The 10,077-nt window shown below is 72.6% G+C and carries 12 protein-coding genes and 1 pseudogene; 4 read left to right on the top strand and 9 right to left on the bottom strand.

Annotated elements, in window-relative coordinates; genetic code table 11:
• Positions 1-95: 95 nt before the first annotated feature.
• Positions 96-512: a hypothetical protein gene (locus AB0J67_RS12440; RefSeq protein WP_363480359.1), complete on the bottom strand. Its 417-nt coding sequence runs from the start codon at positions 510-512 to the stop codon at positions 96-98.
• Between the two features lie 64 nt (positions 513-576).
• Positions 577-1,623, bottom strand: coding sequence for a trypsin-like peptidase domain-containing protein (locus AB0J67_RS12435; protein ID WP_363480356.1), 1,047 nt, complete (start codon positions 1,621-1,623; stop codon positions 577-579).
• 305 nt (positions 1,624-1,928) lie between these two features.
• On the opposite strand from AB0J67_RS12435, the gene AB0J67_RS12430 reads away from it, so the two are divergent.
• The gene (locus AB0J67_RS12430) at positions 1,929-2,543 is read left to right on the top strand and encodes an O-methyltransferase (RefSeq protein ID WP_363480353.1); all 615 of its coding nucleotides are present in this window, start codon (positions 1,929-1,931) and stop codon (positions 2,541-2,543) included.
• A 229-nt stretch (positions 2,544-2,772) separates the two neighbouring features.
• On the opposite strand, the gene AB0J67_RS12425 is transcribed toward AB0J67_RS12430, so the two are convergent.
• Both AB0J67_RS12425 and AB0J67_RS12420 read right to left on the bottom strand, forming a co-directional pair.
• Positions 2,773-4,224, bottom strand: a complete 1,452-nt coding sequence (locus AB0J67_RS12425) for a leucyl aminopeptidase family protein (protein ID WP_363480350.1) — start codon at positions 4,222-4,224, stop codon at positions 2,773-2,775.
• 342 nt (positions 4,225-4,566) lie between these two features.
• Positions 4,567-4,734, bottom strand: coding sequence for a DUF3117 domain-containing protein (locus AB0J67_RS12420; RefSeq protein ID WP_363480347.1), 168 nt, complete (start codon positions 4,732-4,734; stop codon positions 4,567-4,569).
• Positions 4,735-5,019: 285 nt separating this feature from the next.
• On the opposite strand from AB0J67_RS12420, the gene AB0J67_RS12415 reads away from it, so the two are divergent.
• Complete coding sequence (locus AB0J67_RS12415) at positions 5,020-5,811, top strand: PaaX family transcriptional regulator C-terminal domain-containing protein (protein ID WP_363480344.1); 792 nt, start codon at positions 5,020-5,022, stop codon at positions 5,809-5,811.
• Positions 5,811-6,596, top strand: coding sequence for an enoyl-CoA hydratase-related protein (locus tag AB0J67_RS12410; RefSeq protein WP_363480341.1), 786 nt, complete (start codon positions 5,811-5,813; stop codon positions 6,594-6,596). The genes AB0J67_RS12415 and AB0J67_RS12410 overlap by 1 nt, the downstream gene beginning before the upstream one ends.
• Positions 6,597-6,718: 122 nt before the next feature.
• On the opposite strand, the pseudogene AB0J67_RS12405 reads toward AB0J67_RS12410, so the two are convergent.
• Together AB0J67_RS12405 and AB0J67_RS12400 are read right to left on the bottom strand one after the other, a co-directional pair.
• Positions 6,719-6,916 (bottom strand): annotated as a pseudogene (locus tag AB0J67_RS12405) (hypothetical protein); the annotation flags it as partial.
• 15 nt (positions 6,917-6,931) lie between these two features.
• Positions 6,932-7,513: a DNA-3-methyladenine glycosylase I gene (locus AB0J67_RS12400; protein ID WP_363480339.1), complete on the bottom strand. Its 582-nt coding sequence runs from the start codon at positions 7,511-7,513 to the stop codon at positions 6,932-6,934.
• Positions 7,514-7,555: 42 nt separating this feature from the next.
• Between AB0J67_RS12400 and AB0J67_RS12395 the strand changes: the two genes are divergently transcribed.
• Positions 7,556-8,407 (top strand): sterol desaturase family protein, encoded by an 852-nt coding sequence (locus AB0J67_RS12395; RefSeq protein ID WP_363480336.1) that lies wholly within the window; start codon positions 7,556-7,558, stop codon positions 8,405-8,407.
• A 92-nt stretch (positions 8,408-8,499) separates the two neighbouring features.
• On the opposite strand, the gene AB0J67_RS12390 is transcribed toward AB0J67_RS12395, so the two are convergent.
• The 3 genes from AB0J67_RS12390 to AB0J67_RS12380 all read right to left on the bottom strand — a co-directional run bounded on the left by AB0J67_RS12390 (position 8,500) and on the right by AB0J67_RS12380 (position 10,037).
• Positions 8,500-8,976, bottom strand: a complete 477-nt coding sequence (locus AB0J67_RS12390; protein WP_363480333.1) for an SRPBCC family protein — start codon at positions 8,974-8,976, stop codon at positions 8,500-8,502.
• Positions 8,973-9,548, bottom strand: a complete 576-nt coding sequence (locus tag AB0J67_RS12385) for a DivIVA domain-containing protein (protein ID WP_363480330.1) — start codon at positions 9,546-9,548, stop codon at positions 8,973-8,975. Before AB0J67_RS12385 ends, AB0J67_RS12390 begins: the two co-directional genes overlap by 4 nt.
• A gap of 117 nt (positions 9,549-9,665) precedes the next feature.
• Positions 9,666-10,037, bottom strand: a complete 372-nt coding sequence (locus AB0J67_RS12380; protein ID WP_363480327.1) for an NADH-quinone oxidoreductase subunit A — start codon at positions 10,035-10,037, stop codon at positions 9,666-9,668.
• Positions 10,038-10,077 lie beyond the last annotated feature (40 nt).

Genomic DNA, 10,077 nt, shown 5'->3' with positions numbered 1-10,077 from the left:
CTGAGGCCGCGAGTCTTCACGAGTTGCGCAGGTGAGCCTCGGCAGGCGGGGAGGGCGGTGAGCCCGAGACCTCGGTTCGGCGGCAGGCCTGACGGTCAGGTGGCGTCGTCAAAGCGGGAGGGGGTCGGGGCCGACGGACTCGACGAGGAGCCGCTCGGGGTGGCGGTGGCCATGGCGTTGACGTTGGCCTTGGCGTCGGAGGCGACCTTGCCGACGTTGTTCAGCTCGCCCTTGAGGTCGTCGTAGAGGCCGGTCAGCGGCTTGCGGAGGGCCGCCTCGTCCTCCTCGCTGAGCAGGTGCTTGCGCATGAACGCCTTGGGGTTCAGATCCTCGAGCTTGATGTCGGTGCCGAGCTCCTTGCTCAGGTCGCCGGTGGCGTTCGCGGCGAGGGAGCGCAGGTTGCGCAGCATCCGCATGCCGTCGCTGATGGCCTTGGGCAGCCGCTCCCCGAAGATCAACAGTGCGAGCAGCAGGAGCCCGATGAACTCCCAGCTGTTCAGATTCTCAAACACCGCTGCCTCCCGACTGTGCCCGACGTCGCAAGACTACGTGCGGCACGCCCGGAGGGGCCACCCCTCAGTCGGCGTCAGCGACGAGTGTCACCGAGGTGTTATGGCTGGTGGGACCGCGTTTGTACGCCACCTGGACCACGTCGCCCGGTGCAGTTTTCCGCACAAGTGCGATGAGGTCTGTGGGCTCGCTGAGCGGGCGGCCGCCGTAGCTGGTCACCACGTCGCCCTGGCGCAGCCCCGCCTCGGCGGCGGGACCGGTGGCGACGACCTCGCCCAGCCGTACCCCGCCCGCGGGTCCCCGGAACGCCTCCTCGACCTCCGCGCCCAGCACGGTGCGGTGCGCCCGGCCCTCGGCGATGATCTCCTCGGCGACGCGCCGGGCGTGGTTGATCGGGATCGCGAAGGCCAGGCCGATGTTGCCCGCCGACTCCTCGCTGCCCGCCATCGACTTGATCACCGCGTTGATCCCGACGACCTGGCCCGCGGCGTCCACCAGCGGGCCGCCCGAGTTGCCGTGGTTGACCGCGGCGTCGGTCTGGATCGCGGCGTAGTACCTGGTCCCGCCGTCATCGGCGCTGGTCACGACGGGCCGGTCCAGCGCGCTGACGATGCCCGCGGTGACCGTGCCGCGCAGCGCCAGCGGCGAGCCCACGGCGACGACGGAGTCGCCCACCGCGACCGCGTCGGAGTCGCCGAACAGGGCGGGCCGCACGTCCTTGCGCTGCACCTGCAGCACGGCGACGTCCGACTCGGGGTCGGCACCGACGACCTTGGCGGGCGAGCTGGTGCCGTCGTCGAATATGACGCTCGCCACTCCGGACCCGCCGGCTACCACGTGGTCGTTGGTGATGACGTGCCCCTCGGCGCTGGCCACGAAGCCCGAGCCGAGCGAGACGCCGCCGTCCACCGGCACCCGGATCGTGACCACGCTGGGCAGCACCATGCTGGCCACGGCGGCCAGCGACTCGGGGGCGCGCTGCGGCGGCGTGGCGGTCGGGCCGAGCACGGAGCGGGCGGTCTGCCGGTCATCGCTGAAGCGCACGCCCATCGCCCCGCCGAGCACCCCGGCCAGTACGCCCGCGAGGACGGCCGCTCCGGCGACTGTCCACAACGTACGCCTTCGGGTATGGTCGGGCTCGGCCAACGGCTCCGGCACGGGCGCGGTCACGCGCTCGGCGGGTGGCACGAGCGCCACCGGCGAGTGCGGATCGCGCCACGGATCGTTGAGCGCATCAGACCACCAAAACGACGCCGGCGGTGCGACGGCCGGCGGCGTCTGCTGCGTTGCCGTCCAGTCGTCGTCATCCGGCCGGCGAAAACCCCAGCCGTCGGTCACTGACCTGCCCTCCGTCCGTTCCCGGCTTCAGGATGGCACGGTTTCAACGTGAAAATTCACTGTTCGCGGAAGGTGCATCAATGACGACGCTGCATCGCCAGGCCGGCAGCGCGGGCGACTTCATCGCGTCGTACGTCCCGGAGGACGTGATCGCGCAGACCGCGCGGGGGCTCGCCGTCGAGGTGGGCCTGCAACCGGTCGCGCCGTCGGTCGGCGCGGCCCTGCGCATGCTGGCGGGCGCCTGCGCGGCGAAGGCGGTCGTGGAGATCGGCACCGGCACCGGCGTCAGCGGCCTGTGGCTGCTGCGCGGCATGCGCGCCGACGGCGTGCTGACCACCATCGACCTGGAGGCCGAGCACCAGCGGATGGCCCGGCGGCTGTTCACGGAGGCCGGTTTCTCCGCCTCGCGGGCGCGGGTGATCACGGGCCGGGCGCTGGAGGTGCTCCCCCGGCTCGCGGACGGGGCATACGACCTGCTCTTCGTCGACGCCGACCCCACCGAGTACGCCGCCTTCGTCGACGCGGCGGCGCGACTGCTGCGTCCCGGCGGCCTGGTCGTGCTGCACGGCGTGCTGACCAGCGGGCGCGACGTCTTCACGGTGCGCGAGCTGGCGCAGGGAGTGCGCGACAGCGACCTGTGGCAGCCCGCCCTGCTCCCTCTCGGCGAGGGCCTGCTCGCCGCCGTCCGCGTCTGACCCGCGGCTCGCGGCTCGCGGCTCGCGGCTCGCGGCTCGCGGCTCGCGGCTCGCGGCTCGCGGCTCGGGCGGTGATCGCTGTCTCTGGTCCGGATGTGCGGTGAGACTCAAGGTTTCGACCTGAAACGGCGATCAAAGGCGCCGCCCACCCGCCGCAGAAGGACACCGGCGTGAAGAAGGGCACCTTCCTCTACGCATTGCGTTAAGAAGGTGCCCTTCCTTACCTGGGTCAGAGGGTGGTGAGCCAGCGGGTGAGGAGGCGGACGCCCCAGCCGGTGGCGCCCTTGGTCAGCTCGGCGTCGGGGGACGCCGACCAGGCGGGCGAGGACATGTCGAGGTGCACCCAGCGGTCGCGCAGGCTGCCGGCGAACTCCCGCAGGTAGAGCGCGGCGGTGATGGTGCCGGGGTTGCCGGCCGCGTTGTCCAGGTCGGCGAGGTCGGACGCCACGTCGGCGACGTAGTCCTCGGCCAGCGGCAGGCGCCACACCTGCTCGCCGGTCTCGGCCGCGGCGGCCGTGAAGCCGTCGATCAGCTCGTCGTTGCCGCTGAACAGGGCCGCGGTCTTCTTGCCCAGCGCGATGCGGGACGCGCCGGTGAGCGTGGCCAGGTCGACCAGCAGGTCCGGGTCGAGGTTCTTGACGGCGTACGCCATGGCGTCGCCGAGCACGACCCGGCCCTCGGCGTCGGTGCTGCGCACCTCGGAGGTGAGGCCGCCGTAGTGGGTGACGACGTCGCCCTGCCGCCAGGACGAGCCGGAGACCATGTTCTCGGCCAGCGGGGCCAGCGCGGTGACCTTGACCGGCACCCCGAGCTCGGCGACGCTCAGCAGCGCGCCGACGACGGCCGCGGCGCCGCCCATGTCCTTGCGCATCAGCTGCATGGCCTCGGTGGGCTTGATGTCGATGCCGCCGGTGTCGTACGTGATGCCCTTGCCGACCAGCACCACGTGCCGGGTCGCGCCCTCCGGCGCCAAGGTCAGCTCCAGCAGGCACGGGTCGTGCACGGAGCCGCCGCCGACGGCGAGGATGCCGCCGAAGCCCTCGGCCTCCAGCTGGGCACGGTCGCGCACGGTCACGGTCACGCCGTCCCCGGCCCGCTCGCGCACCTGGCGTACGAACCATTCGGGGGTCTTGACCAGCGACGGGGTGTTGGTGAGGTCGCGGGCGAAACGGGTGTGCCCGGCCACCGTGCGGGCCGTGGCGAGCGCCGACTCGCGCTCGGGCGTGGCCTCGGCCGCCACGACGACCTCGGCCAGCTTGGGCGCGCTCTCGGGCTTCTCCTCGGTCACGCTGAACCGGTACGACGCGAGCCACAGGCCCTCGGCCAGCCCGCGCAGGGCGGCCGGGGACAGGTCCGCGGGCACCGGCACGGTCAGCGCCGGCTCCTTGGCGGCGGCACGCGCCAGCGCCGCGCCGGCCGCGCGCCAGCCCGCCTCGTCGCCCGCGCCGACGCCGACCAGCAGCACCTTCGCGGGCTCGCGCAGCGGGCGCGGCAGCACCTGGACGCTGCCCGCCGCCCCCTTGTGCTCGGTGGCGGCGAGATACGCCTCGACCTCGGCAGTGATCTCCGCGGGCAGCACGGCGAGCGGCGTGCCCACGGCAGCCTCCCCCGTGGGAGCGCCCACCGGGCACGCGACGGCTCCCGCCGCGACCGCCGCGGCGTCCAGTCGAATAGAGATCATTACCTGCCCCTTCGCAGCCTGTACCGAGGGCGTCCACACCGCCGACCGCCTGACCCTACCGCGCCGCCTCCGGCGCCGGCCGCGACGGAGGCAGGTGTGCGCGCTCCGCCCCGTGGGGGTCGCCGTGGCCGCGGCGGATCGGGGCGGAGAGTGGTTTCCCGCTGGTCAGGAGAATGGTGCTGCGGGGGTGTGCACGGCTCGGCGACCATGCGGGGGCATGGCACCGGGCCGGGGAGGGGTGGGTGGGGCGGCCGGGATGGGGGGACGCCAGAGGCCGGTCCCGGCGGCCGCCCCGTACGGCGGCCCGCCTCGACTTCCCACCAGCGCCGGCCGGTCCCGTCGTCAGCCGACGGCCGACTTGAGCGCCTCGCCCAGGTTGGTGGCCTCGTCCGGTGTCATCTCCACCACAAGCCGCCCGCCACCTTCCAGCGGCACGCGCATGACGATTCCCCGGCCCTCTTTCGTGACCTCCAGCGGACCGTCGCCCGTCCGCGGCTTCATCGCCGCCATGTGTGTCTCCCCTCAGACTTGCCAGACCTGCACCCGGGTTGAATGCAAGACTTGGCGGGTCTCCCCGCCTGCTCCGCCGGCGAAACCTCGCGCGGCCGCGAACCCGCGGCCGGCGCGACGCGGCACCGTCGTACGCCGTCCGGCACCCCGTGTGGTTGGGTGAGGCCACACGTTCGGGTGCCGACCAATGATTTTCCCTGATGGACTCCGCTAAGCCCAAACCGGGCCGGTCACGGTGTGACATCATCTCGCCAGCAGAGTTCACATCTGTCACAATCACCCCTCATGCAGGCCCGTTCCGCACTATTCGACCTCTACGGCGATCACCTGCGACAACGTGGCGGCAGGGCCACCATCGCGGCCCTCATCCGGCTGCTCGCGCCCCTCGGCATCGCCGCACCGGCGGTGCGTACCGCGGTGTCCCGCATGGTGCGACAAGGCTGGCTCTCCCCGGTACGCCTGGGGGCCGGACCGGGCTACCAGCTCACCCCGCGCGCGGTGCGCCGGCTCGACGAGGCCGCCGCCCGCATCTACCGCACCGGCCGCAGCACCTGGGACGGCCACTTCGACCTGCTGGTGGTCACCCCGCCCGAGGCCCGCGCCGAGCGCGACCGGCTCACCGGCGACCTGACCTTCCTCGGGTACGGTCGCCTGGAGGCCGGCGTGTGGCTCGCCGCCCGCCCGGCCGGCGAGGTGGACCAGCTGCTCACCGACGCCGGGGTGCGCTTCGAGCGGTTCTCCGCCGCGCACGTCGGCGGGGATGCGGGCGCCCGGCAGCTGATCATGAGAGCGTGGAACGTGTCCGCGGTCGGAGCCGCCTACGCCGGGTTCGTGGCCCAGCTCACGCCGGTCGTCGGCGCGGTCACCCGGCTCACCGACGACCGCACCGCGTACGCCGCCCGGTGCGCCCTGGTGCACGCCTGGCGCGCGTTCCTCTTCCGCGACCCGCAGCTGCCCGCCTCGCTGCTGCCCGCGGACTGGCCCGGCACCGCCGCGGCCGCCTTCTTCGACCGGCAGGCCGCCCGGCTGCGGCCCGCCGCCGACCGTTTCGTCGACCACTGCCTCAGGGAGAGCTGATGTCCGGACCGCTGCTCGTCGACCGCGCCGAGGGCGTCGTCACCGTCACCATGAACCGCCCCGAGTCGCTGAACTCGCTCGACGTCGCCCTCAAGGAGGCGCTGCGGGAGACGTTCCTCGAGCTGGCCGGCGACCCGGCCTGCCGGGCCGTGGTGCTGACCGGCGCCGGCCGGGCCTTCTGCGTCGGGCAGGACCTGCGCGAGCACATCGCCGCGCTGGGCGGGGACGCGCCGCTGGACACCGTGGAGAAGCACTACAACCCGCTCGCGCTGGCCCTCGCCGAGCTGCCCAAGCCGGTCATCGCCGCGGTGCGCGGCGCGGCCGCGGGCGCCGGGGCGGGCCTGGCGTTCCTGTCCGACCTGCGCATCGGCGGCCCGGCGACGTCGTACCTGATGGCCTTCGCCCGGGTGGGCCTGGCCGCCGACACCGCCGTCTCGTGGACCCTGCCCCGCATGGTCGGCAGCGCGAAGGCCGCCGAGCTGCTGCTGCTGGCCGAGCCGGTGCCCGCCGCCGAGGCGCTGCGGCTGGGCCTGCTCACGAAGCTGGTCGACGACGACGAGCAGGTGCTGCCCGCCGCGCAGGAGCTGGCGGCCCGCCTCGCGGCCGGCCCGACCATCGCGTACGGCCAGATCAAGCGCGAGCTGAGCCACGGCTCCACCGGCACCCTCGCCGACGCGCTGGACGTCGAGCTGGCCGCCCAGACCGTCGCCGGCCGCACCGCCGACCACCGCGACTCCACCCACGCCTTCGTCAACAAGCAGAAGCCGCTCTTCCACGGCGCCTGACCCCGCTTTTCCATAGACGTTGGCCTATCTGGATGACTTTTCGTAGATCGAGTTCATCCAGATAGGCCAACGTCTATGCAAAGCGGGGTGCCCAGCCGAGCGGCGTCCGGTCGCGAGGCGGGTCAGTCCTCTTCCGGGTCCAGCGGCGCGACGCCGTCGGTGACGTACGCCGTCATCTGCAGCTCGTCGCCCGACGGCGAGACGTAGGCGGGCAGCTCGTCGGGGCCGAGCTCGGTGACGTACCGCCAGTACTCGCGGACGGCCTCCTCCGGCGACTCCGCCTCGATCGGCAACGCGACGCTGACCAGCCACTCCCTACGCACCCGTCCATCCCATCACAGGCGCTTGGCGGCCACGTGGCAGCCCACCAGGTGATCGTCGACCATGCCGGTGGCCTGCATCAGCGCGTACGCCGTGGTGGGCCCGACGAAGCGCAGGCCGCGCTTCTTCAGCTCCTTGGCCATGGCCTTCGACGCGTCCGAGGTCGCCGGGACGTCGGCGAGGGTGGCGGGCCGCGGCCGCCGCGCCGGGTCGGGGGCGTACGACCACAGCAGCGCGCTCAGCCCGCCCGGCAGCTCCAGGGCCACCCGGGCGTTGTGCAGCGTCGCCTCGATCTTGGAACGGTTGCGCACGATGCCCGCGTCGCCGAGCAGCCGGTCCACGTCGGCCGGCCCGAACGCGGCCACCGACGCGATGTGGAACCCGGCGAACGCGGCGCGGAACGCGGGCCGCTTGCGCAGGATCGTGATCCAGGACAGCCCGGACTGGAACGCCTCCAGGCTCACCCGCTCGAACAGCGCGTCGTCGCCGCGCAGCGGCGTGCCCCACTCCTGATCGTGGTACTCGCGGTACTCCGGGGCGCTGGCCGCCCACGCGCAGCGGGCCTGCCCGTCCTCCCCGACGATGAGGTCGTTCACCCTCTTGTCCCCTCACTCGAACGCGAATAGCCTTCGGAACCCATGGAGCTCCCGGACTTCCCCCCGGTGGTGCTGTACTCGGTGCCGCTGTTCATTCTGCTCATGGTCCTCGAACGGGTGTCCTACTGGTTCCATCCCGACGACGACGAGATCGGATACGGGCTCAAGGACAGCGCCACCAGCATCGGCATGGGCCTGGGCAGCCTCGGCTGGGACGTGCTCTGGGGACTCGGCACGGGCCTGGCCACCGCGGCGGTCTTCGAGCTGACGCCGCTGCGCATCCCGTTCGCCTGGTGGGCGCTGCCGCTGTTCCTGATCGCGCAGGACCTCTGCTACTACTGGTCGCACCGCGGTCACCACGTGATCCGGCTGCTGTGGGCGTCGCATGTGGTGCACCACTCGTCGCGGGCGTTCAACCTGTCGACCGCGCTGCGCCAGTCCTGGACCGGCTTCACCGGCTTCATGTTCTACCTGCCGCTGGCGGCGCTCGGGGTGCACCCGGCGATCACCGCGTTCTGCGGCGGCATCAACCTGCTCTACCAGTTCTGGATCCACACCGAGCGCATCGACCGGATGTGGCGGCCGTACGAGTTCGTCTTCAACACCCCGTCGCACCACCGGGTGCACCACGCCTCGCAGGGCAGCTACCTGGACCGCAACTACGGCGGCATCCTGATCATCTGGGACCGGATGTTCGGCTCGTTCGCCCCGGAGACCGAGCGCCCGGTGTACGGCCTCACCACGAACATCACCACCCACAACCCGCTGCGCGTGGCCTACCACGAGTACGCCGCGATCCTCCGCGACCTGCGTACCCGCCGGGTGAGCCAGTGGCTCGGCACCCTGTTCCGCGGCCCCGGCTGGTCGCCTGCCGAACCGAAGCGCCCCCTCTAGATCACTGGACTTGCCAGGCACCTGGGCGAAAGCGCGCTCAGGATACGCCCATGTGCCAGGCAGGTCGGACGATCAACGGGGCGTGGCGGGGGTCAGGGAAGGCGGCCGGCCTCGACCAGGCGGGCGAAGCGTTTCAAGGCCTGCTTGAGGCTCAGCTTGGAGCCGGGCCACAGGAACGGCCAGGCCACGCGACCGGCGGCGCCGCCGGGCAGGTGGAACCACTCGTGCCAGACGACCTGGGTGCGGTCGCCGCCCATGGGAGTGCAGCGCATGACGCCGGGGCCGCGCAGCACCCGGCCCTGGTGGACTACGCGCACCTCGTACGGCGGGTCCAGTTTGACCACGCGCATCTCGTCGCGCAGGACGGCCGGGCCGGCCGTGGTCACCGCCTCGATGACGGTGCCCTCGCCGCCGTCGCCCTCCATCACGCGCACCTTGGTGAGCGGGATCCAGTCGCCCTGGCGCTCCCACGCGGTGAACGCCGCGAACACGCGCTCGGCGGGGGCGGCGACGATCACCGTGGCGGTGACCTCGCCTGCGCCCGGTGCCGCGGGGTCCGGCGCCGTCACCGCCGGACCGGCTCGCCGGCCGCGGCCGGGTCCGTCACAGCGTGGGGCGCGTCGGTCTCGTGGTCCGGCTCGCGGCCGTCGGTCTCGTCGGCGGGCTGCTCGGACAGCTCCGGCTCGGCGACGGCCACCGGCTCGGCCGGGTCGCCGTCGACGGTCCCCTCGGCGTCGGCGGCGGCGGCGAGAACCGGCACCGGCTCGACGCCGGTGACCTGGCCCAGCGCGCTGGCGCGGGCACGGGCCAGCGTGTCGGCGTCGTCGAGGCGGCCCTCGCGCAGCGCGGTGACCTCCGCCTCCAGCACCTGGATCAGTTCACTCTTGTAGCCGATGTCGTACGCCAACCGGCGCAGCGTCTGGTCGACCTGCGCCATCCGGTAGCCACGCCAGGTCGGGTCGAAAGTCACCCGGGACACGTCGCCCTCAACGAGCGGGCGGTCGGCGGGCAACGGTGTCGCACGCTCGTCCGGCTCGGCCGGCGCCAGGCCCGGGTCACCCCCGGTGACCAGCGTCATCACCCCGAACACCACGGCGCCCACGGTGAGCGCGACGACGATCAGCAGCAGCAGGTTGCCCATGCCCACGATCGTGGCACGACTGGCGCTTCAGCGCGACCCTGCCACCCGAGCTGTCCGGCCCGTGAAACGCGGGCTTTCCGGCTCATTACCGGCCGGTAAGGAGCCGTCCGGAACGGGTCACGCCCACCGCAGCGCGTTCTTGCGCCACGCGTAGAGCAGGCCCAACGCCAGCACGGCCACGAATATCGCCATCTCCACGACGACCGCGAAGCCGGATCGGGCGTACACGACGGCCCACGGGAACAGGAACACCGCCTCGACCGCGAACAGCACATACAGATATGCGTAGATGTAATAACGAATCTGCATCTGCGCCCAGCCGCCCTCGACCGGATCGAGGCCGCACTCGTACGTGTCGAGCTTGCCCTGCGCCGCGTTGGGCCGCGACGGGCGCAGCAGGCGGTTGGCGGTGAACGCCCCACCGATGATCAGCACACCCACCAGCAGCAGCAGCGCCACCGTCGCGTACGCGTCGAGGTAACCGTCCACCACGGCAGCGTAACCGCTGGGGATAACGGTTGGGATTCAT

This window comes from Catellatospora sp. NPDC049609, assembly GCF_040675365.1.
Lineage (GTDB): Bacteria > Actinomycetota > Actinomycetes > Mycobacteriales > Micromonosporaceae > Catellatospora.
This window is presented reverse-complemented; position numbering and strand designations above follow the sequence as displayed.